Genomic DNA, 24,234 nt, shown 5'->3' with positions numbered 1-24,234 from the left:
AAAGACTAACCCGTGATTTATAATGAGATATGTCGAAGTCTGTCCATTTCTGATTATTGAACGCAGGGAGCATTCCGCAGAGCGGTTAGTGTTTTCAAGCGAACAATAATTATTTTCAGGAAGCTTCGAAGATATTATAAAAATATTGAGGTGAAACCATGAACCCATTTTATAATAAAAAGAAAAAAGGATATACATTAGCAGAGGTTCTGGCCACGGTGGCAATACTCCTTATCCTCATGGCCATTGTTGTGCCTACGATTTTTTCCATAAGGAAGAACCTGCGCCAGAAAGCTCTGGATAATAAGGCAGAGCTGATTTATACGGCGGTGCAGAATAATCTGGTGAAGCTGCAGAGCAATGGTAACAGCAGCCTTTATGACGGGGAAAAAACAGCAAATGCTATGGAAAGAACGCCCTCAGATGCCACCAAGGAACAGAAGCTTTATTACGCACTTTCCTCTGAAAAAGCAAACACAACAAGGGCTGCCAGTGTACTGGTGACAACTGATACTGTAGATGGCGAACTTTACAATAACTACTGGGTAGTAGAATATAACCCGGAAAGTGCCAGCGTATATGCTGTTTTTTATAGCGAGTCAGATAGTATCAAACCATATGATCCAAATGTATATGACAGCTTCCGCTATAAAGACAATCGTCTCAGCGATGGCGCAAGAATCGGATATTACGGCGGAGATGCACTGGATGGCAGCAATACAGCAGTGCTTGCCCCGAAGATCACGGTTACAAATGAGGAAAAACTGGTTGCAACTATTACTTGTATGCGGCAGGGACAGGACAATAAACCGTTGTCATTTGATGTGGTTCTGACGGATGATAAGGGAAATCAATTAAATCTGAAGTATAAAGCATCTGGGGATAAGCTGGTTCATGCGAAGGATGATCTGCATGTTGGAGACATGTCAGAGAAGGATACTAATGAGGAGAGTTCGATTGTAGGGCGCAGTTATACTTTAAAAATCACTTTGGATGATCTGACAAGTGATGCCACCAGATTTGTATCACTTTATGGAGAAAAGAATAGTTATTTAAAGAGTACGAATACCAAGGCACTAAGAGCCGGAACTGCTCTCAATATAAAAGTTACGGTACGAAGTGAAAACCACAAGATCGATGGTCTGTTTACACAGTATGACACCAACAGTCTTTTTGCTGACAAGAGTACTTCTGAAAATGCGGCTATTTATTATGGTCGCCATCTGCAGAATCTGGATCAGGAATCTGGAGTGGCAGAAGATATAAAAACAGCTAAGCTTGGCAATTCTATCCATTTTGAAAAGCAGGAAGAGAAAGAAAAAGATGACACCACTTCCTGGTACAGCTGTTACGGAAACAAGGCGTTCACTCCAATCACCAACAAGAACCTGGAGAGCTTTATCGGCGACAAAAGCATGGCAATCTATCACCTGAATGTAAAAAATGGTGTGGATATAACAACTGCAGATGGCTCTGCCACAGGCAGAAAAGGTGCCGGTCTGTTTGCCGTGCTGAAGGATTCTATGACGGTGGAGAATCTGCGTCTGGCAGGAACCACCATAGCAATTACCGGTGAAGGAAAAGAGAAGGTAAGTGTCGGTGCAATCGCAGGTGAGACCACAGGCTCTGCGAAAATAACCAATTGTGAGGTATATCTGGACACAGAAGACATAGAAGGAAAGAATGAGAACGATGTCTGGATCAGCGGTGCCGGAATTCAGGGTGGATTGATTGGACATACTAACAGTGGGTCAGACTCAGGCTCTTCTGTGACAATAGACAACAGTTTTGCGGCAACTGTTATGGATGGCAGAGAGAACGGTACAACAGGTGATCTTATCGGTACTGTAGGAGGTCTGATCGGACAGGCAGATTGTGCAGTGAGTATAAAAAACTGTTATGCAGATTCTTACCTGACCGGAGATGTAACAGGTGGTTTGATAGGAAGTGTAAACAGTGGCAGCGTAAATGTTGAGTACTGCTATACGGCAGGGTATCAGAATCCAGCCAATCACGGCGGTGGCCTTGTAGCAAGCTCTGTTGACAGTAATGCTCTCAAGATAAAAAACAGCTATACAGTTGCTACTTACCTGGAAAACAGCGAAAGTAACAACAATCCTGTAATATATGCTGTCAGCCCAGGTACTCTGGAAAATGTCTACTATTTAAATAAGGGAAAAAATGTGGAAAATGACAATGGCGAGGCTGTGGATTATTTAACCTTTAGTAATAAAGCTAAAATGGCAGAAAAGCTGAACAACAATGGCAGCAATTCCTTTACCACTTCCACCACAACCTATGCCTACAATTTGAGAAACCAAGGTCTCACAAGCTATTCCTATCCATCTTTGAAAGATATTTCTCATTATGGAGACTGGCAGGCAAGCTATGAGGCAGGAAGCCTTGTATATTATGAGAAATATGCAATAAATGAGTCGAATTCCAGAGAATACGGCTTCTTTGGTGGAAATGTCCAGTCCTCTTTGTCAGATAGTCTGACTGTCGTTGGAGATGGATACGGTATTGTATATGCGAAGAGTGCGCTTGAGACATTGTCTGGCTTTATTGTCAGTTATCAGAACAGTGAGGATGCAGACAAGCTGAAAGAATGGAAGGTTGACTGCAACAGTACGGAAACTGAGAAGTTCGAAGTTTCTGTAAATGATGGCGATACTGCGCAATCAGAGGAAACTTACGTTATTTTCCCATTGCCAAAAGAAATTATGAATGCTCAGGCAATCAAGGGTGTTTACTACCAGAAGCTGACAGTAAAAGGTGCATCAGATGCGGAACTTAACGATGAGGGGACTGCAGCACAGGCTGACGGTGATGAGACCGCAGAGGTGATGACTGGAAAGACATTCTATTTCAATCCCCATTTTGCTAAATCAGTAGAAGCTGCAGATCAGGCTCCGAATAATATTTCAGCTATTTATCTCCGCACACCTAGACAGCTTTATCACATGAGCTTATACTATCAGGATTATGCATCCTTATTAAAGGGAATTTCCTTTATCCAAGAACGGGATATTGATTATGCGCCATATGACTGGAAAAATTATGAAGGTGTTCAGGAAGCGGTAACTGTCCAGAGTCCTGTGGGGGTAGCGGAAGATGGAACAATCACACCTTTTACATCTACCTACAAAGGCGGAGGATATGAAATCCGTGGAATCAGCTTTGCCGCAAAAGGTACAGCGGTTGGATTTATTGGAGAAAATCAGGGATCCATACAGAATGTTTTCCTTGTGTCTGACTGGGAGAATAACGATTTTACAGGAACCACAGCGGTAAGTAATCCATACCTTAGCTATACTGGAACGATCGGAAGTAACCGTAATGTTTATATGGGGGCTTTGGCTGGAATCAACAAGGGAACCATTCAGAATTGTGCAGTCTGTGGTTACAGTATGGGGCGTGATGGAATCGTGTATGTCCAGCGAAACGGAACTCTTTACATGGGTGGACTGACTGGCAGTAACCAGGGAAATATCTATAACAGTGAAGTGGATGCTCCGGCAGTGAATGCAAGTGTGCTCTACGGAAATGCTTATCTGGGCGGTTTTGCAGGCGAAAATATTGGTTCCGGTCTGATTCGAAACAGCTATGCAGTTGGAAATGTATCAATTGAATATTCAAAAGGTGCAAACTGTACGATCGGTGGATTTACTGCAAAAAATACAGGTGTATTAAAAGGCGATTATTGTGCAGTTGCGTTGGGCGCAGCCGGAACTTCCAAAACCTATGGCTTTTCACCAAAAGGCGGCGGTGTTGTTTCTTCTGACTGTTATTACCTCAGCGGGGGTACTTTCCGGTATCTGAATAATATGCTTCCGTTTAGCAATGATCAGGGCGCTGGCATCCATGTTACATATCAGGAAATGGTGGAAAAGGCAATGAAAGGAACTATGGCAGACGAGTCCCGGTGCAACGGAGCAACTGATGAAGAAAATTATCCTTTTAATGCAGTAGTAACTAAAGAGGGTAAAAAGGTTCATTACGGCAACTGGCAGATCCCGGTTAACCTGGGAAGCATTGGTGTCATTTACTGGGAACATGAGGAAGGAGGAGCCAATGACGGCTACCATTTCTCCTATATCGGTTATAAAGCCAGCAGTCAGGATCCTACTTCAGTTTTGGACAAGGTAGGAGACAGTACCTTGTGTACTCGTCATGATGATGGCGGAAGAATCACGGAATACGGATATGGATATTATTATGCTATCGGCAGTACCAAACCTGCTTCGACAATGTACTATTTCCAGGCTGGAGATAGTGAGAATGCCCAGGCTTCTGAGAACCTGACAAATCAGCTGGATGGAGTGACTGTTGTGGCATACACTACCGCCCAGGCGATTGGAATAAGCAGCAGCTCAGATACGAGTAGTTATATGAAAATGACAGTTAACGACCGAACGGCGAACGGTATCTGGCAGTTTAGTTATAACAGCCAGCTGTACACTTTTACTATCAACCCGTTTTTTGCAAATGCAATGCAGTACGGTAGCAACTCTCCAAATTATGATGGAATTCAGTCTCCTACTGTAACCGTTCTGGAAGACGGCTTCGAAGTCCAGGCAAATGCCAATGAAATAATGCCCGGCGAAAACGGCAAAGAATACGAAATCCGCTCTGCGGAGCAGTTGGAGTATATGAACTGGAACTATAAGACAGGGACTGCGACGAAGACATTGGATACGGCAGATGATGTGGAGCTTGTTGATAAATATCCGTATCTGGGTTATATGACGGGAAATGATGCCCCGGTGAGTGCAGATTACAACTGGATTCAAAGTCATGATGTAGACGCGAATATGACATCTGCACCAGATGGCGGAAATGTTTTCTTTACACAGATTGGTTCTATGTATGATGAGAATGGTGTGAAGGATACTTCAGATGCACAGGCTCATATGTCTTACTTTAATGGGAATTATGACGGGAATACATATTATATCAAAAATATTGAAATTAACAGTAAAAATACCGTTGTTGGTTTGTTTGGAAATATTATAGGCGCAAAGGTAAATAATGTTATTTTGTATTCGGATAAAGGAAATTATATTCAGCGAAGGAGTGATAGTGAGAAAAGTTGGCACGCAATGGGAGGTATGTGTGGACTTGCAGCAGTAGGAAAGGGGAAATCATCCGATGATGTAAAAATATCAAATTGTACAGTATCTGGTTACACAATTCGGGACAACACCACAAAAGGTGCATGGGGTGATACAAGCATTGGTGGAATGTTCGGAATGAGTACAATGGATTTAAGTAAATGTACTGCAGTTAATGATATTGTAGTAAACACAATATTTTCCGGACGAATGGAATCAGTTAGAGTTGGTGGCCTGGTTGGAAGTATGCGAGGCTATATTACAAATTGTTATACAGGTGGAAAAATAATCTGTACCAAAGAATGCATCGATAATGTTTCGAAAAATTATCAGGGAAGCAGGCTGATGCTGGCTGGAATATCGGGTGGTATTTACATTAAAAACAAAGGAAATTTGTTAACCTTGTTAGGTGATTCAATTCTTGGAGTTAAAGACTACAAGGATGACACAAATGGAAATAATAAAAAATGTGAAAGCCCAGCTACTGTTATCAGGAATTGTTATACTTATGTAGAGATGCCAAATGATCCAGCTTATATTGATAAAATTACATCTATTGAACCAATTGGCAGTAATGGTGAAACTCATGATGAAAAGAGCGATAATTACCATGTTAAAATAGAAATTTCCAATTGCTATTATTATGAAGATAATATCCCAAAATCTATACAAAAAAATTATAAAATTAAAGAGATATGGGGTGCTAATTCAAATGCAGATTGGAACAACATTGATTCTACAGCCATTCCTCTCAGCTGGGCAGAAATGGCAGGGGAGGTAGATGTAGATTCTACAATTGGCGGCGAAGCAAATGGACAGAAGGTACAAGGTAATTTTGTTACTCTCCTGAATACTCCAAGCAATGCTGACGAGGTTCCAGCTACTTTCGCTACAGTTACCAAAAAAGAAAACGACCAGAACGTAGACGGTAAATACTCCTTCCCAGGCAACCGCACCGACCTGGAGGGTGAGAACTATCCGTTCCCAACGATTCTGACACAGAAAACCAAGCGTGGAACCAGCGTAAATGTTCACTACGGTGCATGGCCGTTGGAGGGTATTTTCTGGCGAGAAAGCCGCGCGACCATGGATATTTTCGAAGACATGGATTTGGAGAAGATAGATGACAGCAATCAGCCAAGGGCATTGAAAACATTCTATCTGGACAGTAACCTGGTTGGTGATGACAGTCTTGGTGAAAAGCTGACTCTGAATAATGGATTCACAGTGGAATACAGTAATGGAGATGATAAAGATGACACTGCGACAGCGGCAGTTTCACAGCAGTCCGACTGGTCAGATGGAGTCTCTGAAGGCGTTGAGATTTCAGATGACACAGAAACATTTGTATCCGCCAGTGAAGCAGGCGACAATGTACAGACTGAAACCCAGACCTCTGATCAAAAAGATTATATTGCGCAAATTGTAAAGTTGGAGTACTCTGAAGCAGAGAACTGCTACGTTGCTACAGTTGAGGCCCTGAAAACAGGAACCACGGTTATTACTGTGAGAGCAACAGTACGCAAGACTGTAGATAATCAGGAAATAGAACTGGAATACCAGGCCTCTTTCACGTTGACAGTAACAGCAGATCTTACGGTATACTCTGACTCCGCAGAAATAAAAGGAGAACTTCACCAGACATCAGATTCAATCACGCTTTATGCAGTGCCTACATCACAGGCACTTAGTGTAAATGAAGCTGGTTCCTCCGGAAGCACAGCAGAAGTGGGTGCGGATGGTTTTTCATCAGATGGCAGTGGAGTGGCAATTGAAGAGGATGCGGCACAAAGTGAAGAAAGCGGTATTTCAATGGAATCTCTGGAAGCCGACGTGGACACAGAAAATCTGGATGATGTAGGTGGATTTGAAGCTGGCGAAGAATACGCAGATATGGTTACGGAATCAGAAGAAGCGGGCTCCTATGGCAGCAGCGATTTTGAATCTGCGCCAGAATCCAATTCGGAAAACAGTGCGGCTGAATATTTTGAGTCAGATCCCGAAACTGCTTCTGGCTTCGAAGTGGAAATCAGTGAAGGCCAGAATGTCCAGACCTCGGGTGACCAGAAAATTGCAGTCTATGCAGATACAGCACCATCAAAGAACTTTGCGTCAATGATGACCTGGACTATAACAGAAGATCCGGTTGGTGCGGTTACTGTATCAGAAATATCAGACAATCAATTTACTGTAACCATTGAGTCTCTTGTTCCGGCAACACTTACTGTGAAAGGAACCTACACGTATAAAGGAGTAGAATATACCAGCTACACTTGGATAAATGTGATAGGATTAGAGAGTGGGCAGACGGTATCCACAGATCCTTCTGACTCAGAAACAGGAGCTGACTGGTCTGGCAGCAGTGCAGACAGTGCGAACTATAGTTCGGATGCTGCATCGGGCTGGGAAGACCAGAATAACGATACAATAGACATTATACCAAATGAATCCGCGGATGATTTTTCCGAAGATGATGGCAGCTGGGAAAGCGGAGACAGTGGATTTTAAGAGAAAGGAGGTATCTGAAATGCTGAGAGAAAAAATAAGAAAGAAATTAAAATCAGAACAGGGTACCTCTATCTTCTTTGGGCTGTTACTTTTCCTGGTGGCATCTATTCTGAGTGTGGTAATGCTGGAAGGTGCAGTGACTACTGTGAAAACAGTGGCATCAGACCGGGAGTCGGAGCAGAATCAATTGAGCTGTACCAGTGCGGCACAGGTGCTAAGAGATTCTATTATTAATATAAAGCTGTCCGCAATGGTTACAGTAAAAAAAGATACAACGGGTGCAAATATAAAGACAAACAAAAACTGGAATTCATCTGAAGTTCTCAACTCTTCTTTGGCGACGCCGACAGATTTTGCCGATCTGATACAAGGTTACCTGAAGGAATTGGATGCTCAAAATGAAAATGTTGCAGCAACAGAAAAAATGGATACTCTTACCAAAAAGTTGACATTATCAACTTCTGGAGCAGGATCTGAAACGGCGATTACTCAATTTAAGGACCTGAATCCCATAAATACAGAAGTTACCATTAAGCGTATTAAAAGCACTGACGATACGAAAGCAAATGAAGTTACCTATGATATTACTGTAAGGTTAAGTACTGGTAATGGAAGTGATTCCAGCCGGGTGATACTTAGTTTAACTGGAAAAGTAAAGCAAACCGGACAGTCAGTGACGACGACAAATGATGGTAGCACTGAAGCTACCACGTATGAATACACCTGGGAAGCAAAAGACATTTTTTACGGTGACACAGAACGTACTTTGGGAGATTCACAATGAAAGAATCAGGATTAAGATTAAAAAAGAAACTGCAAAGTAAAGCCGGTGAAACAATTGCAGAGACTCTTGTTACCATGATCATTTTGTCCCTTGCAGTGCTGATGCTGGCAGGAGCAGTTGTGACGACTGCGCGTGTAAACAAGCAGGCGGACAATACAGATACCTCTTTCCAGACAAGACAAACAGGAGCAGAGGTAAGCACAGGAACCAATTCTACGAAAGTGATCCTTTCAGAAGAGAATGCCACAGGAGGTGCCGGCGGTGCATCAAGTGCGGAAATTCCGGTGCAGGTATATCAGTCCCAAGCAAACAGTCTGGAAAAGAGTTATATTTATTATAAAATAAGTTGAATTTTAAAGCTTTCACAGAAAACTCGCGAGCTGCGGCGGGAAATTATGAGAATGTATAATTTCTGTGCATTGGGAAGCATGCTGCTGTGAACAGGACAAACAGAAACACATTTACAGGAGAAAGGCATGAAAAATACAGCGAAAATCAAATTGAAAAACCGAATACGAAAACTGCTGTCTGACAAACGAGGCTTTTCTCTTGGGGAGCTGCTGGCGGCGACCGTTATCCTGCTGCTTGCAAGTCAGGTTATGACGCAGGGAATGGCTTTTGCCACCCGGATGTATAATGAATCTTTGACCAGATCCCACGCAAAGCAGCTATGTTCCACCTTAACGAATGTAATTGAAAAAGAGCTTCGATATACAACAAGTGTTAATAAAGGCAGTGATGGAACGGTACTTAAGTATTTCAGTCCGACTTACGGAAAAACAGAAAGTGCTTTTGCAGCTATAGATGAAAATGAAAATAAAATTGATGGAACAGCGGGGGGCGAAATAGCGGTTCAATTAACCGCAGAGGATGGTTCCCCGTACTGGCAGAAACTGATTTCTTCTGCCAGTTACAGTTCCTTTGACCTGAAAGCAACAATTCAAAGCGTGAAACTGGAAGGAACTACCTTCCATGTAATTCTTGAAATCACAGATAAAGATGGCAAAAAGATTGTTACCAACAAATTCGATGTGATAGCAGTAAACGATATAAAATTAGACCAATTATAAAAAAGAAAATAAGACTAATTGCAACTATTCAGCAGGTACTGTTTTACGAAACGTGTAACTATAAAGGCACTGAACAGCTGCAACAAATTTGTTATAGATAGATTTAAACATGAATCACATACCGAATATAAATGCAAAGGAGAGACCCCCACATGGCATACAAACGTCTTGGTGACCTGCTGATCGCGGCGGGGACGATTACACCGGAAGAACTGGATATGGGACTGCAGAGGCAGAAGGAGACCAAGGAACGGCTTGGAGCGGCTTTGATCTCAGCAGGAATCATCACAGAGGCAGAGCTGATCGAGGCACTTCGTCTTCAGCTGGGTATTGAATACATAGATCTTTCGAAAACCACTATTCCTATTTCCATGGCACAGGTTGTTCCGAAAAACATTGCGAAACAGTTCCAGGTAGTGCCGGTCCGCATGGAGCGGGACGAGCTTTATCTGGCCATGAGCGACCCTATGAACTTCTATGCAATCGAGGAAGTCAAGAAAGCAGTCCGTAAAAAGATTGTTCCGATGATTGCTACCACAGAGGGCGTGGAGCATGCCATCCTGGTCCTTTACGGAAACGAAGGCGCCGCAAGGGCTATTGAGGCCATGAAGCGTGAGGCTCCGATCGAAGAGGACAATGGCGAAGAAGCGCAGTTTACAGGAAACATCCTCAACGACAACATTAACGATGCGCCGACTATCCGTTTGGTAAACTCCATTATCGAGCGTGCCATTCTGGAGCGCGCCAGTGATATACACATTGAGCCAAAGGAAAAAGAGCTTCAGGTGCGCATGCGTATTGACGGTGTGCTCCGTAAGATTCTGACGATCCCCAAGAACCTTCAGAACTCCGTTATTTCCCGCTTGAAAATCATGAGTGGAATGGATATTGCAGAACGTCGTGTTCCACAGGATGGACGATTCAATGTTAAGAATAAGAAGCGTGAGTTTGACCTCCGTGTAAACTCCCTTCCTACTGTATATGGAGAAAAAATCGTAGCCCGTCTTCTGGACAAAAGAGCCGGCTATCTTACTCCGGATTCTATCGGTCTTATGGGTGACAACCTGAAGAAATACCAGCGGGCTATCCACTGTACCAGCGGTGTTATTCTGATCGCCGGTCCTACCGGAAGTGGTAAATCCTCCACCATGAACACCATGATTTCCCAGTTAAATACAGAGGAAGTCAATGTAGTAACCCTGGAGGATCCGGTTGAGTACAATATTGACGGAGTAAACCAGGTGCAGATCAATGAGAAAACAGGCATGGATTTTGCCAATGGTCTTCGTGCCATCCTTCGTCAGGACCCGGATATCATTGCCGTCGGAGAGATTCGAGACGGTGAGACCGCCCAGATCAGTATGCGTGCCGCAATCACCGGACACGTTGTGCTTTCCACAATCCATACCAACGATGCTGTGGGAACAATCGAACGTCTGGAGGATATCGGTGTTGAGCCGTACCTGATTGCCACCGCTCTTCGCGCCGTTATTTCCCAGAGACTGGTCCGTCGGATCTGCCCCAAGTGTAAAAAGAGCTATGAGGCGACAGACGAGGAAGTAAGACGCCTTGGCCTCAGCACAGAGCACAAGCATATTTTCTACCGGGGCGAGGGCTGCGCAGACTGCTTCAATACAGGCTACCGCGGACGAATCGGTGTATTCGAGATCCTGGAAATCACCCCGGAAATCCGCCCCCTCATTTCCCAGCAGGCTGGACGACCTGCCATCGAACAGGAACTGGCCAGCGCCCACAGCGAGTTCAAGACACTGCGTGAAAATGCCATTCAGTTGGTGGAAGAGGGAATTACCACTGCCGAGGAAGTGCAGCGAGTCATTTACGAAACAGGGGATATGAAGAAAGCAGAAGAAGAGTAATCTGTTTGCTACTGTTCACTGGTAACGTTCCGCGAGGCGTTTTTTGTGAACAAAGTTCACAGAAAACCCGAGAATTGCGGCGCGAAATCATGCGAATGCATGATTTCTGTGCATCGCGAAGCGCGTTACTGTGAACGGAGTGAACAGTAACATCTGTTTAGTTAACTAAATTAGAAAATACAGAAAGTCAGGAGATCAAAATCATGTACAACATAGAAGACTTAACCGAACAAGCCCGCCGCAGCGGCGCTTCCGACATCCACCTGGTATGCGGCCTGCCGCCGAAATACCGTTTGGATGGCCAGTTGGAGAACATGGCAGAGGAACATCTTTCAGAAAAAGACTGCGATATGCTTTGCCAGGATCTGGCGAAAGACGCTATGTACGAAAAACTGGAATATACCGGAGAACTTGATTTTTCCCGTGAAATAAGAGGAATCCGCTGCAGATGCCATGTATTCAAACAGCAGGGAAAAGTCTCCGCAGCCATCCGTCTGCTCAGCGAATCCGTTCCAAGACTGGACTCCCTGGGACTTCCTCCCTCTGCGCTGGAATTCACCAGCCTCCACAAGGGAATCGTCCTGGTAACCGGTGAGACTGGTTCTGGTAAATCCACCACTCTGGCAGCTATGCTGGACGAAATCAATCACACCAGAAAAAACCACATTGTAACTCTGGAGGATCCGATAGAGTATGTATACACCCCGGACCTCTGCGTCATCAATCAGCGTGAGGTGGGCAAAGACACTGCAAGCTTTTCCGAAGGTCTTCGTGCCAGTCTGCGAGAGGACCCTGACGTAATCCTTATCGGTGAAATGCGAGACAAGGATACCATCGAAACTGCGATCACAGCAGCTGAGACCGGACACCTTGTATTCGGAACCCTGCACACAGGCAGTGCTTCCGATGCTATTGACCGTATGGTGCAGGTTTTTCCAGAAGGAATGCAGAACCAGATCCGTCTGCAGCTTTCCATGACCCTGATGGCTGTTATTTCTCAGCAGCTTGTGAAGAAAAAAACAGGCGGCCGTGTGCTGGCAAGTGAGGTTATGGTTGTAACCGACGGTATCCGAAACATGATCCGCGGCGGAAACACCCCTCAGATCGCCAACGCCATTGCCACCAGTGCGGCAATCGGCGGACAGACCATGGACCAGTCACTGGTAAGTCTGGTACGTTCCAGACAGATCGACAAGGCTATAGCTGTGGAGTATAGTCATGACCAGGCTTATGTGAAGAAGAATGCATAAAGGACTTTAGATGCATATATATTTTTCAGTGTTTCGGAAAGTGAAAATTTGAATTTGAAAAAGCACTTTACTGCATATTGATCAGCTAAAGTGAAAATTTGAATTTGAAAAAAGCACTTCACTGCATATTGATCAGCTGTGAAGTGACTTAAAGGCTGCGTGGCATAAAAACTGCGCAAGAAAGGTGGACAACAATTGGCAACCTACAAATACACAGCCATCTCCAAAGACGGAGTAAAAGTCTCTGGCGTGGTAGAGGGCTTCAATGAGTTTGACGCGGTTGACCGTATCAAACAGGACTGTGATATTGTTCTGAAGCTTACAGAGGTGGAAGAGAAGAAGCCCGGGCTTCTCAGCATGGAAATCGGCGGCAACCGCCTGAACGCCAAAGCTTTTTCCCTGATGTGCGCCCAGTTTTCCATTATCCTCCAGTCCGGAATCCCCATCGGCCGTACCGTCCGGCTGATCGGAGACAAAATGACAGACAAAAAGCTGAAAGGCATTCTGAAAAAAGTGGCAGAGGATGTTGAGGCAGGTCGAAGCGTGGCAACCAGCTTCCAGGAGCGTGGCGGCAAGCTGCTTCCGGCGGTTTTCATCGAGACCATCCGCGCCGGAGAGGAATCCGGTAACCTGTCTAAAGCTTTTGAGACCATGTACCAGCATTATGACAAGCAGGTAAAAATGCGTGCAAAAGTGCGAAATGCCCTGATTTATCCGGTTTTCGTCCTTGCACTTGCAGTAGTGGTAGTAATCGTTCTGATGGTGAAGGTTGTACCTACCTTTATGGACATTTTTGCATCCTATGATGCAGAACTGCCGCTGATCACACAGTCCCTGATCCTGATATCCAACTTTTTCCGGAAATATATTTTCCTGATCATAGTTGTGTTCGCTGCCATCGCCCTTATCTTCAAGCTTTACGCCAATACGGAAAAAGGTCGGATGAACGTGGCGAAGCTTGCACTGAAAATCCCGGTGCTTGGAAATGTGTCCCTTCTCAGTGCGGCCAGTGAGTTTGCCGCAAACCTGACCACATTGATCGGAGCTGGTCTGCAGCTTACAAGAGCGGTCAGCATTACTGCGAGGGTTATCAACAACTATTACATCAGCCAGTGCGTGGGGAAAATGACCTCCCGTCTGGAAGAGGGCCACACCCTTGGCGAGTGTATGTGGGAGGCTGACTGTCTGCCGGATATTCTGGTGGATATGACTGCTGTTGGAGAGGAAACTGGTGAGCTGGAGAGTACTCTGCACACAGTTTCCGGCTATTACGAATCTGAACTGGATATGGCAGTACAGGACGTTCTGAAAAAACTGGAGCCCACTTTGCTGATCGGTATGGCAGTTATTGCCGGATATATTGTTCTGGCAGTTTATATTGCAATGTTCCAGATGTACAGCGTTATGTAATTCCGGGAAAAGAAGGCTGCCCTTCCTGCTGTTTGTGGAAAAAGTGCCGAAAAAAAGATGCTTACGAAATAAAAATACAAAAAATTTGGAAAAACAGGTAAAATTTTAAAATGTCGATATATGAAGATACCTTTTTTATGATATACTGTTGTGTATTAGCAGGTGTTTTTGGTGCGGTGCTTGGATCTTTTCTGAACTGCGCCGCATGGCGGATCGCCCATGGAGAATCCTTTGTGAAAGGAAGAAGCCACTGTACAAGCTGCGGACATGTTCTGGGCTTTCTGGATCTGATCCCGGTTTTTTCCTGGATATTTCTGGGTGGAAAGTGCCGTTACTGTAAAACAAAAATCAGCCCAAGATACATGCTCACGGAGCTGTTTTTTGCACTGGTGAGCGTGCTTACTCTTCTTCGGTTTGATCTTTCCCCGGAGTTTGTGCGAAATATGGTGCTGGCCTGCTGTCTATTCTGTCTTTCCCTGGTGGATCTGGAGATTTTTGAGATTCCCAACGGATGCCTTCTGATCCCTGTAATTGCCTGGTTCGTGGCAATTCCTTTTACGGAAATGAGCGGAATGGACGTTTTATACCATGTGGCTTCAGGAGTGGGCTACGGAGCGGTTATGCTTGCTCTTGTCCTGCTTTTTGATAAAATTCTTGGAAAAGAGACCATGGGAGGCGGCGATCTGAAGCTTTTTGTGGTGATGGGATTGTACCTGGGAGTGGCAGCATCCCTGTTTGCCCTGTTTTTTTCCTGTATTCTCGGCCTTATTATGGGAGCTATCCAGAAACGGGGAAAAGAGAACAAAGGACCGCAGATTCCCTTCGGACCTGCCATTGCACTGGCGTTTTATGCCATGCTGCTGTATGGGGACGGGCTGGTGAACTGGTATATGGGGCTGCTGTAAAGGGTAGCTGTAGAAGTACTTTTTCAAATACACAGCAGAACGAACCGGGACATATTCCGGGAAACTATGTAAGCGGCACAGACACGCTCTGGGAACTGTGCGGTCCGGATTGAAACAAGAAAAGACATAGAAAGAGGATATATATGGCAAAATCATGTCTTGGAATTGATATAGGCAAGGATCAGATGAAGCTGGTTCTGATGAAAGGTGAGAATATTGTGAAGACCGCTTCGGTACAGATGCCGGAAGGGCTTCTCAAGGATGGCAGAATTGTTTCTGTGGAGACCACAGGAGAATTGATCCGAAAAACCATGAAAGAGAATAAGATCCGCTGTAAAGAAGCGGCTGTTGTGGTGTCTTCAGGAATCTGCTTCCTTCGTAATGTGACGATGCCGGAAATGACTGCGGAGCAGCTGGTTTACAACCTGCCTTATGAATTCCGTGATTATATTACAGATGAATTAAAGAAGTATGTTTTTGATTATTCCTGGGGTTCCGGAGAGGAAATGCCCAAAGGCAAGAAGCTGAAGAAAGCTTCCAAAAAGAAAAAGAAAGAGGAAAAGCCAGAGGAAGAGGAGAACCAGAAGCGCAATGAGATGGAGCTTCTTGCAGCAGCAGCGCCTCTGGAGGTAATGGAGGATCTTCGCCTGATGACGCGAAAGGCAGGTCTGAAGCTGACGTTTGCAGCTCCTGAGGTGTCTGCCTGTGAGAATCTTCTTCACTATAAGCTGAGAAATGAGCAGGATAAAGATAAGGAATATGGAATCCTGGATTTGGGAAGTACATCCAGCCGCCTTTTTATTTTCAAGGGGGACAGACATCAGGTTACCCGTGTGATCGAGCGGGGGATGGAGCAGGTGGAAGAGCTGCTTGCAGATACTTTTCATATTGATATTCATCTGGCTCATACCTGGCTGCTGGCGAACCATGAGGACTGTATCCACAGTGAGGTGTGCCAGGATGCTTTTTCCCAGATCAGTGTAGAGCTGATGAGGGCTTTGAACTTCTATCAGTTCAGTAATCCGGAAAGCCGCCTGGAAGATATTTATATCTGCGGCGGTGGTGCTTCCATAGTCACCATGCGCCAGAGCCTTGAGGAAAACCTGGATGTGAAGATCCATGAGGCAGGGGAGCTTCTGGAGAGAATGAATGGAAGCGGGGATGAGGCGTCATCTCTTTGGATGCTTGCAGCCGGTACGGCCCTTGGACGTACTGCCCATGCGCCCAAGAAGCAGATCAATCTGGCCCTTGCGGGACAGAAGAAAAAGCATTATTTCGTTGCCATTCCGGCCATTGGGGCAATTATTGTAGCTGCCGGAGTTATTGGAAAAGTTGCAGTTGCAGACAGATTGGTGAAAATGAGCGAGGCGCAGAGTGCTGCATCTGAGCTGCAGAAGCAGGTGGATGACATTACTGCTTATATTGACAGCTTCGGGGATCTGCAGGAAACATATGCCCACTATACTTATCAGGGGCTGAATGCAGATGAGTTAAGTTATCTGAACCGCCCGGAGGTTTTGCAGCTGATGAAGAATGTAATTTTCCCGAAGGTGACGGTAAGCAGCTGGAGCGTAAGCGGGAATCAGCTGACCCTTCCGGTGACCGGAGAGAACCTGTCAGACATTAACAGCCTGGTGCAGGAGTTGGAGCAGGTTCCAATCGTGGATTATTGTAATGTAATGACTGCTGTTACAGATTCCAGTTCCACAGATGAAAATGGAAATCCTGTTTCATCGGATACAGTTACAGGACAGATTATTGTTTATCTGCTGGATCCGCTGTATGTGGAGAGCGGAGATGGAAGTGAGGAATATGGTGTCGCTGCGGACGGTGATGGAAACATGACCGGAGCGGTAGATGGGGCTGCAGCTGATGAGGGAAATGAGACAGGAGTGGTGGACGGAACTGTGGTTGATGGTGGAAATGAAGCCGAAGCCGTGGATGGTGCTGCGACCGGTGATGGAAACGAGACTGAAGCAAATGATGGATTTGAGGCAGGCACAGAGGGAGGAGCACAGGAATGAAGATCATGAGCCGTGATTTTACTACAAGAGAAAAAATTATGCTTCTGGTGCTTACCCTGATCCTTCTGGCAGCCGGATATTACGCAGTGATTGACCAGCCGATCAGAACCGCGATCAATGAAGCGAAAAGCCAGCAGGACGAGCTGAATACAGAGCTTATGCTTCTTCAGACCAAGGCCGCTTCTTTGTCCCGCATGCAGAGCGAGCTGGATTCCATCGAACAGAGTGGAAGCCTGGGAAAAATGGGAAGCTACAATAATTCCAAGGCAGAACTGGATGAGCTGAACCAGCTTCTTCAGGATGCCAATACATACGATATCAGCTTCAGTGACGTGACACGGGACGGCGACCTGATCCGCAGATCATTCAGCTTGACCTTTTCAGCGTCTGATTATGACAAGGCCGCAGATCTTGTAAACCGTCTCTGCACAGGCGAGTGGAGATGTATTGTAAGCGATCTCCGCTATGTTGCCGCCGGAGACGATCTGAATACAGGAAGTGTGAATGTAGGTGTGACCGCTACCTTCTATGAGACCATGCAGGGTGGAAAAGCAGACAGCGGGCTTCCTGCCGATACTTCTGCGGCAGCCGGTGCGGCTTCTGCCAGCGGTTATTGATGAGAAGTCAGAGCGGCTTCTGCCAATGGTTATTGATGAGCTGTTAGAGCGGGAAATGATGTAGATATTTTTATTTTATTGTGGAAAATGGGGGATAACCAGTTATGCTGCGGGCAGCAATTGTGGAAAAGTCAAAAGAACACAGAGAATATATCCGTGCCAGCCTTACCGGTATAAATATGGATATTCAGGTGAGCGAATATGCAGATGAATATGACTATCTGGACGATCTTAATGAGGATGCGTCTTCTTTTGATATTCTGCTGCTGAATACTACGATTCACAGAGAAGGAGACGGACTGGAGCTGGCGGCGAAGGTACGTGCCCGGAGCCGTAAGGTAATGATCTGTTTTATCACAGATTCCCAGAGGTACTATGCGGAAGCTTTTTCCGTATTTGCTACCGGGTATCTCCTTTATCCTTTTGATGTAAGTGAACTGCATAACTGCATTACTTTTTTCTGGCAGAAGCCGACCATGGAGCGCCGTGCCTCCCTTATGCTGAAGGAGGTGGGCGGAAGCTTTCGCCGTGTGTACTGCAGAAATATTCTGTATGTGGAGAGCGCCAACCGCAAGGTGATCCTGCATCTGGAGAATGGCGAAACCATAGAGAGCTACGCCAAGCTGGACGAGCTGGAACAGCAGCTTCCAGGCAGATTATTTTTCCGGTGCCATCAGAGTTATATTATCAGCCTTTATTTTGTGGAAAAAATGGATACCGGCAAGTTCATAGTCCAGTCTGCCGAAATTCCTGTTTCCCGGAAATATCAGCGCGCGGCGCGGGAAATGTATTATGATTATATGTTTGAAAAAATGTGAAAGCAAGTCGGATATGGCAGCTTGAGAAAGGGAATGGGAAATGTCCTTTCTCAGGCTGTTTTTGAATATATCTATAAGCTGGTAATGTCAAAAATGACAGAAATTGTGTCAAAAACTACATCCAATAGCCATTTTCGACAAAAATGTTGCTATTATTGACATTATGCACACAAATTAAAAAAATTTTGTTATAATACAAACATCCTAAGAGAAAGGAGCGGAACGGAAAGTGGCAGTGCAAAAGTTAGATGCCATCGATGGAATGAATCAGAGACAGAACAGACATTTTTTTACATCCTATCCTGAGATGAATGAAGTGTTAAACAGATTTGCAGCAGAAGCAGACGCGGATGAGATCTGGATATCTGCCGAGGTTCAGGAGCTTAAGGAAAATCGATCAGGTAATCAGCTTTGCCAGATTGTAGGCATGGCACTTGATACGGCGAAACGAAATTGTATCGAGACCACACCCCCACGGGGACGCTACATAAGAATCCGTTGCCGGGACATGCAGGAGCAGACATTGATTAAGATTCAGTATTCCTGCGAGGACCGTATGCTTCGGGAATTCGACAAGGCTATCGTTAAGATGCGAGATCTTATCGAATCGGTTGGTGGTTATCTGAAGCTTCAGCTTGATGGTGACATAGGAAGCATCAAAATCGCCATCCCGGATAACTGAGAAGTCCCGGACGCTTCAGAATCTTAAAAATGAAAAATATTAAATAGGAGGCTTTAAAATGTTTAAAAAAGCAAAAGAAAACAAAAAAGGTTTTACATTGGCTGAGCTGCTTATTGTTGTAGCTATTATTGCCGTGCTGGTTGCAATTAGTATTCCGATTTTTACTAGTCAGTTGGAGAAATCAAGAGATGCAGTTACAGTGGCAAATTTAAGAGCTGCTTACGCAGAAGCATCCTCTGAATTTCTTACCTCCACAGACAATGGTGGTTCAGCTGCGAAAGATATTACAGAAAAAGTTACTTTCAAAGGTACAAAAAATGAATCTGGAAATGATAAAGCTAAAGCATTTAGCGGATTAGCAAATGAATTACCATTTACTTTAGATGCTTCAGTTATGGCTGCAGACGGAACTGTTGGAGAAAAGAACGTAGTTTTCTCTTTTGGTACAGATGGTAGTGTTACAGCCAAAATTAACTGACTGCTTCAGTAGGGGCATAACAGTTTAAATTATTTTTAATAATATTCAATCTATTGTCATATAATATTTTTGAAATTTGAAAACACGGGTCAACGAAAGTTGCGCAATATTAAGTAAACACAAAAACATCCTGTATCAGAAATGCTCGTAAAGAACATCGATCTGGCAGGATGTTTTTATCATTGTAAATCGTAATCTTGTATGAATATTTTACTGATAATAAAATTTTAGTCTAACAACTACATTATAAAGTAATTAAGAGTTTTTATTATATTATGCTTTTTAATTTACACAAATGTTAAATCACTATTTTTTTACAGCAAAAGTAGGTGCGGTACCGTTAGCATGAACTGTAACAGTAATAGTTTGTCCCTTTACAGCACTCTTCAATACAGCATCATCTGTAACTTTAACACCACCAATATCATTAACATTTCCTAAACCTGCAGTTGTACCAGTAATGACTACGCCGCCAGATGTCACATCCGTTTCACTCTCCAGAACCTTGGCTGCTGCTTCTGCATATTGAGATCTCAAATTGGCGGCATCTGCAGAATCACGAGCCTTCTCCAACTGTGTTGTAAAAATCGGAATACTAATCGCAACCAGCACGGCCCCTGTCGTTCGAATTTTCTCATAGTTGAACGAACTTACATGCTGTTTAAATACGCCCCAAAACATATAAGAAGACATTGTATGGATTTAAAAATGCGGTTTCTGCCAAAACCATCCTGCCCAGTCAAATCTCTTTGCGAGTATGACGGATGCAGGATATTTTTGCTAAACCAGTAAAATTGTTAATACCTTTAATCGTGCTTGGTTTCCCTTATTGAAATTTAGAGCCTTCTTCAAACATGCCCTAGTTTCCGGTTACATGCATTCTTTTTTCAAGTTCTTTTTCCATATCAGCACGCTCTTTTTCTCTCTGCGTATTTCGTCTTTCAGCCTGAATGTCCATTTTTTCCATATTTTCAAATAGATAGCCCATTCCACGACCTCCAATCTCGCCCATCATTTCTTTTACTTCGTCTATGGGCACATTCATCTTTATTAGTAAAGCCCACAAAATCTTTTTATAGATTTCTTTTATCGATTCCGGTGCATTGCTGTAAGCCAATATTTACAAGTTCATAGTAGCATGCCCGAATATAAAATACAATAAAGAACTGTTCGAAATAGCCTTCCGAATTTATGTTATATTGAGCTTAACCCAAAAACATATGAGGAGGCAGCCAATGAACCAGATTTTAACCTTTCAGTTAGCCAGTATTTCCCTAAATGCAGAAGTTCCGGAAAATAACGGCATTTCCGGAAATGGCTCAATTTCAGAAGCCTTTGAGGATCATGGACTTCTGCGGTTTTCACTGAGCAATTTGCCCGGGCAGGCAAGAGCAAATCTGTCCGTTATTCTGGCGGAAAAGCAATCTCTTATTAACAAAGCGATTCCTGGTTTTACCATGGAAGAGGACTCCATTTTGATTGGAAATGAGAACTCGTTTATCTCTCCTGAGAAAGAAGAGGCATATTGCCAGTTCCTGGAGAAACTATTTCAGACTGCCTGTGTCCGCAAATGGGTAGTGCCCAATCGAAAGAATACCAGTTCCGGAGCCGGTGAAAAACATCGTTTTCGAAACTGGCTGAACCAGCTTGGCCTGAAAGGTGCAAAATATGCCAACGTCCGAAAAATTCTTACTGAAAATTTATCTGGCAGCAGTGCATATTCCAGTCAGGAAAAGATGGAAGCTTACAATAAGAAGAGAAGGGAGGCCAGACAATATGAGCGAAATACAGAAGTTCAGTCTTTTGTCCCCTTATGAAAATCTTTTATCCATTTCAACAGCAGAAAATTCTTTATCTATTCCGGCAGCGGCAACCCTCTCATCCATTCCCACCGCGATATACTGCCGTGTTTCCACCCTTCACCCTCATCAGAAGGATTCCCTGGAAAATCAGATTCGTCATTATCAGGAATTTATGAAGAAAGCTCCCAATTATATTTTGACAGGAATATATTATGATTTCGGAATTTCCGGCTATAAAGAGACCCGCCCCGGATTTTGCAAAATGCTGGAAGATGCCCGGAAGGGCTGTTTTCGGCAGATTATTACGAAATCCATCACCCGTTTTGCCCGCAACACAGATACTGTGCTGAAAACCACCCGGGAGCTGAAAGAACTGGGGATTGATATATATTTTGAACTTCAGAAAATCCATACCCTGTCCCAGGAAGGGGAGCTGCTGCTGACTCTTTACGCGGCATTTGCACAGGCAGAAAGCGAAAATGCCAGATGGCTGACTAAGATGGCGATTCAGCAGAAGTACAGAAAGGGTCATCCTATGCGGCAGCTGCACCGTTGTCTGGGGTATCGGAAGGATCGAGAAGGGAATCTGGTTCCGGATGAAAATGCAGAACTTGTACGGCGGATTTTCCAGATGGCTGCTGACGGATGGAGCATCAGCCAGATCACGAAATATTTGAACGAAAACAAAATTATCACTCAGAATGACAGGACTTTCAGCCGTTCCACAGTAAGCCGGATTCTTCATAACAACGCCTATACGGGAGATTATATTTGCCAGAGATATTATGTAAACAATCAGCGAAAACTGGTACGAAACAAAGGGGAAAAGCAGATGTATTACATCCGGCACGATCATCCGGCAATCATTTCTGAAGAATTGTGGGAAACCGCACAGGAAAAGCTGGCAAAGAAGAGCGAAAGAAACAGGCAGGGATTACCTTCTGATGAAATTGCCGTAACGAAAAAAGCTCAGGTCCCAGACGCACCGGAGAAAAGAACCCCGAAAGAAAAAATTCCACAGAAAGAAAAATCAGGACTTATCCCGGATAAACAGCCTTTAACTATCGCCAATTATCCTTACAAAGACCGGATTTTCTGCAAATATTGTGGTTCCAGGCTGCGGCGGATCATTGCCAGAAACCACTCTGTCTGGTGGATCTGCAATGGTCTCAGTCGAAAAGGAAAAGCTTTTTGCAAAGGAGTCCGCATACCGGATGAAAGGCTTTCCCCGCTTCGGAACATCAGTTTTTCAGCATATATTGGAAAGGAGCTTATAGATGGAAAAGAAACTTACGGTTATTCCCCCAAGCCAGACGAATGGAAATGCTAAATCTGCCAGCAGTTCCCAATGCAGAGTGGCAGCTTATTGCAGGGTGTCTACCGAACAGGAAGAGCAGCTGGGCTCTTTTGCCAATCAGATCGCATATTACACGGATTATATTAATGAAAAAGAGGAATACCAGCTTGCCGGAATCTTTTCCGATGAGGGGATTTCCGGTACTGGTACGCGTAAAAGGGCTGGCTTTCGCAGTATGATCGCGGCCTGTGAGGCGGGAAAAGTAGATCTGGTGATCACCAAATCTATCAGCCGTTTTGCCAGAAATACCCGGGATTGTCTGCATTACGCAAGATATTTGAAGAGCCTTGGGATTCCGGTGATTTTCGAAAAAGAGGGGATTAACACGATGGAGTCGTCTGGTGAGCTTTTGTTTACCATTCTTTCCAGTCTGGCCCAGGAGGAATCACGAAATATTTCCGAAAACACCAGGTGGGGAATCCGTTCCAGGTTTCAGCAGGGAATCCCTCACATTAATGCCGCTTGTTTTCTGGGATACGATAAGGATGAGGCGGGGCATCTGGTGATAAATGAAGGGCAGGCGAAAGTGGTGCGGCGGATTTTTCGTGAGTTTCTGGAGGGGTGGCAGCCATCTGAAATAGCACGAATGCTGAATACCGAAAATGTTTCGGGCGTGCATGGAGAATCTCGTTGGGCTGCGGTTTCGGTCGTTCGCATCCTTCAAAATGAAAAGTACAAGGGAGATCTGCTTATGCAGAAGTATTACATCCGGGATTTTCTTACGAAAGAGCTGGAAAAGAACGATGGAAAACTGACACAGTATTATGTGGAAAATGATCATGAAGCGATCATAGAGCGGGAAATATGGGACGCGGCACAGCTGGAAATCAACAGGATCAAACAGTTTAAACGGAATCATCAGATCCGGGAAGTGGGAAGCATCAGTCTGGAACCTTTTTATGGAAAAATTTTTTGTGGGTGCTGTGGTGGAAGGATGGTGAAGAAGAGCAGAAAAAGCGTGTGGCGCTGCATAAATTCCGGCAAAGAAAAGGGCGGATTTTGTAAAGCTAAGCCTGTTGAGGGGCATAAGATGGAAGAATATGTAAGCGCTGCCTGGGCACAGCTGGTATCCCAGAGAGAAAATCTTCTGCCAGGCTGGGAGAAAGATATTGCCCAGGGAAATGCCCTGGAGCGCTTACGTGCAGCACAGATGAAAGAACTGACCGAAAAGTATCCTGCCTGGTTCCAGGCGGCGAAGAAGACGAGAATGGTGATTAGGGAAATTATAATTGGGGGTGATAAGGGGTGTGAGATTTTGTTTATGGATGGCGTAAGGCTGGTGACGGATTAGAGCCTTTTTTGAAAAATCATTCCCGTTACCAGGGGAATAGGCTGTGAAGAAAGAAAGCGGAAGAATTTAGCAGATTTTCGAAAAGTACTTGTAAATCAAGAACTTCAATGTTATTATGATAAAAATCATATTTCTCATATAGTTCAAGGCATATCCGCCATCTGATTTATCTAATCACACATCAGAAATCCATGCTTTTTAACCCATTAACGAAGAAGAGCAGGAGTTCTGAATGAAAGGTATGTAT

General features: G+C 44.5%; 18 protein-coding genes. 16 read left to right on the top strand and 2 right to left on the bottom strand.

What is annotated here, in order from left to right:
• Positions 1-158: 158 nt before the first annotated feature.
• The 13 genes from ABHC48_RS01085 (at position 159) to ABHC48_RS01025 (ending at position 19,537) form a co-directional block, all read left to right on the top strand.
• Entirely contained in the window at positions 159-7,622 is a 7,464-nt protein-coding gene (locus ABHC48_RS01085; RefSeq protein WP_195698914.1) for a type II secretion system protein, read from the top strand.
• 19 nt (positions 7,623-7,641) lie between these two features.
• Positions 7,642-8,406: a hypothetical protein gene (locus tag ABHC48_RS01080; protein ID WP_195698915.1), complete on the top strand. Its 765-nt coding sequence runs from the start codon at positions 7,642-7,644 to the stop codon at positions 8,404-8,406.
• Positions 8,403-8,756: a hypothetical protein gene (locus ABHC48_RS01075; protein ID WP_195698916.1), complete on the top strand. Its 354-nt coding sequence runs from the start codon at positions 8,403-8,405 to the stop codon at positions 8,754-8,756. The genes ABHC48_RS01080 and ABHC48_RS01075 overlap by 4 nt, the downstream gene beginning before the upstream one ends.
• Positions 8,757-8,882: 126 nt before the next feature.
• Positions 8,883-9,476 (top strand): hypothetical protein, encoded by a 594-nt coding sequence (locus tag ABHC48_RS01070; RefSeq protein ID WP_195698917.1) that lies wholly within the window; start codon positions 8,883-8,885, stop codon positions 9,474-9,476.
• 152 nt (positions 9,477-9,628) lie between these two features.
• Entirely contained in the window at positions 9,629-11,353 is a 1,725-nt protein-coding gene (locus ABHC48_RS01065; protein WP_195698918.1) for a GspE/PulE family protein, read from the top strand.
• Between the two features lie 203 nt (positions 11,354-11,556).
• On the top strand, positions 11,557-12,603 hold the full coding sequence (locus ABHC48_RS01060) for a PilT/PilU family type 4a pilus ATPase (protein WP_195698919.1): 1,047 nt from the start codon (positions 11,557-11,559) through the stop codon (positions 12,601-12,603).
• Between the two features lie 195 nt (positions 12,604-12,798).
• Positions 12,799-14,013 (top strand): type II secretion system F family protein, encoded by a 1,215-nt coding sequence (locus ABHC48_RS01055; protein WP_195698920.1) that lies wholly within the window; start codon positions 12,799-12,801, stop codon positions 14,011-14,013.
• Positions 14,014-14,150: 137 nt separating this feature from the next.
• Positions 14,151-14,918: an A24 family peptidase gene (locus tag ABHC48_RS01050; protein ID WP_173773512.1), complete on the top strand. Its 768-nt coding sequence runs from the start codon at positions 14,151-14,153 to the stop codon at positions 14,916-14,918.
• A 143-nt stretch (positions 14,919-15,061) separates the two neighbouring features.
• Positions 15,062-16,942: a pilus assembly protein PilM gene (pilM, locus tag ABHC48_RS01045; RefSeq protein WP_195698921.1), complete on the top strand. Its 1,881-nt coding sequence runs from the start codon at positions 15,062-15,064 to the stop codon at positions 16,940-16,942.
• On the top strand, positions 16,939-17,559 hold the full coding sequence (gene gspM, locus ABHC48_RS01040; RefSeq protein ID WP_173773514.1) for a type II secretion system protein GspM: 621 nt from the start codon (positions 16,939-16,941) through the stop codon (positions 17,557-17,559). The genes pilM and gspM overlap by 4 nt, the downstream gene beginning before the upstream one ends.
• A gap of 104 nt (positions 17,560-17,663) precedes the next feature.
• Positions 17,664-18,377 (top strand): LytTR family DNA-binding domain-containing protein, encoded by a 714-nt coding sequence (locus ABHC48_RS01035; protein WP_118583432.1) that lies wholly within the window; start codon positions 17,664-17,666, stop codon positions 18,375-18,377.
• A gap of 229 nt (positions 18,378-18,606) precedes the next feature.
• Positions 18,607-19,059, top strand: coding sequence for a hypothetical protein (locus tag ABHC48_RS01030; protein WP_195698922.1), 453 nt, complete (start codon positions 18,607-18,609; stop codon positions 19,057-19,059).
• A gap of 58 nt (positions 19,060-19,117) precedes the next feature.
• Positions 19,118-19,537, top strand: a complete 420-nt coding sequence (locus ABHC48_RS01025) for a prepilin-type N-terminal cleavage/methylation domain-containing protein (protein ID WP_195698923.1) — start codon at positions 19,118-19,120, stop codon at positions 19,535-19,537.
• Positions 19,538-19,843: 306 nt separating this feature from the next.
• Here the strand turns inward: ABHC48_RS01025 and ABHC48_RS01020 are convergent, their stop codons facing one another.
• Both ABHC48_RS01020 and ABHC48_RS01015 read right to left on the bottom strand, forming a co-directional pair.
• Complete coding sequence (locus ABHC48_RS01020) at positions 19,844-20,218, bottom strand: hypothetical protein (RefSeq protein WP_195698924.1); 375 nt, start codon at positions 20,216-20,218, stop codon at positions 19,844-19,846.
• 178 nt (positions 20,219-20,396) lie between these two features.
• Positions 20,397-20,654, bottom strand: coding sequence for a hypothetical protein (locus tag ABHC48_RS01015; protein WP_195698925.1), 258 nt, complete (start codon positions 20,652-20,654; stop codon positions 20,397-20,399).
• 118 nt (positions 20,655-20,772) lie between these two features.
• On the opposite strand from ABHC48_RS01015, the gene ABHC48_RS01010 reads away from it, so the two are divergent.
• From ABHC48_RS01010 to ABHC48_RS01000, 3 genes are read left to right on the top strand one after another with little or no spacing between them, the layout of a single operon-like run.
• Entirely contained in the window at positions 20,773-21,354 is a 582-nt protein-coding gene (locus ABHC48_RS01010) for a hypothetical protein (protein ID WP_195698926.1), read from the top strand.
• Positions 21,314-22,669, top strand: coding sequence for a recombinase family protein (locus ABHC48_RS01005; RefSeq protein WP_195698927.1), 1,356 nt, complete (start codon positions 21,314-21,316; stop codon positions 22,667-22,669). The genes ABHC48_RS01010 and ABHC48_RS01005 overlap by 41 nt, the downstream gene beginning before the upstream one ends.
• On the top strand, positions 22,617-23,987 hold the full coding sequence (locus tag ABHC48_RS01000; protein ID WP_195698928.1) for a recombinase family protein: 1,371 nt from the start codon (positions 22,617-22,619) through the stop codon (positions 23,985-23,987). The genes ABHC48_RS01005 and ABHC48_RS01000 overlap by 53 nt, the downstream gene beginning before the upstream one ends.
• The last annotated feature ends 247 nt before the right edge of the window (positions 23,988-24,234 follow it).

Source organism: Ruminococcus sp. 1001136sp1 (assembly GCF_039841815.1).
Classification (GTDB): Bacteria; Bacillota; Clostridia; order Lachnospirales; family Lachnospiraceae; genus Blautia_A; species Blautia_A faecis.
This window is presented reverse-complemented; position numbering and strand designations above follow the sequence as displayed.

Bases quoted from the DNA above. Each gene is read 5' to 3' on its own strand.
- ABHC48_RS01085 (WP_195698914.1), top strand. From the start codon at position 159: ATGAACCCATTTTATAATAAAAAGAAAAAAGGATATACATTAGCAGAG.
- ABHC48_RS01080 (WP_195698915.1), top strand. From the start codon at position 7,642: ATGCTGAGAGAAAAAATAAGAAAGAAATTAAAATCAGAACAGGGTACC.
- ABHC48_RS01075 (WP_195698916.1), top strand. From the start codon at position 8,403: ATGAAAGAATCAGGATTAAGATTAAAAAAGAAACTGCAAAGTAAAGCC.
- ABHC48_RS01070 (WP_195698917.1), top strand. From the start codon at position 8,883: ATGAAAAATACAGCGAAAATCAAATTGAAAAACCGAATACGAAAACTG.
- ABHC48_RS01065 (WP_195698918.1), top strand. From the start codon at position 9,629: ATGGCATACAAACGTCTTGGTGACCTGCTGATCGCGGCGGGGACGATT.
- ABHC48_RS01060 (WP_195698919.1), top strand. From the start codon at position 11,557: ATGTACAACATAGAAGACTTAACCGAACAAGCCCGCCGCAGCGGCGCT.
- ABHC48_RS01050 (WP_173773512.1), top strand. From the start codon at position 14,151: ATGATATACTGTTGTGTATTAGCAGGTGTTTTTGGTGCGGTGCTTGGA.
- pilM (WP_195698921.1), top strand. From the start codon at position 15,062: ATGGCAAAATCATGTCTTGGAATTGATATAGGCAAGGATCAGATGAAG.
- gspM (WP_173773514.1), top strand. From the start codon at position 16,939: ATGAAGATCATGAGCCGTGATTTTACTACAAGAGAAAAAATTATGCTT.
- ABHC48_RS01035 (WP_118583432.1), top strand. From the start codon at position 17,664: ATGCTGCGGGCAGCAATTGTGGAAAAGTCAAAAGAACACAGAGAATAT.
- ABHC48_RS01025 (WP_195698923.1), top strand. From the start codon at position 19,118: ATGTTTAAAAAAGCAAAAGAAAACAAAAAAGGTTTTACATTGGCTGAG.
- ABHC48_RS01020 (WP_195698924.1), bottom strand. From the start codon at position 20,218: ATGTTTTGGGGCGTATTTAAACAGCATGTAAGTTCGTTCAACTATGAG.
- ABHC48_RS01010 (WP_195698926.1), top strand. From the start codon at position 20,773: ATGAACCAGATTTTAACCTTTCAGTTAGCCAGTATTTCCCTAAATGCA.
- ABHC48_RS01005 (WP_195698927.1), top strand. From the start codon at position 21,314: ATGAGCGAAATACAGAAGTTCAGTCTTTTGTCCCCTTATGAAAATCTT.
- ABHC48_RS01000 (WP_195698928.1), top strand. From the start codon at position 22,617: ATGGAAAAGAAACTTACGGTTATTCCCCCAAGCCAGACGAATGGAAAT.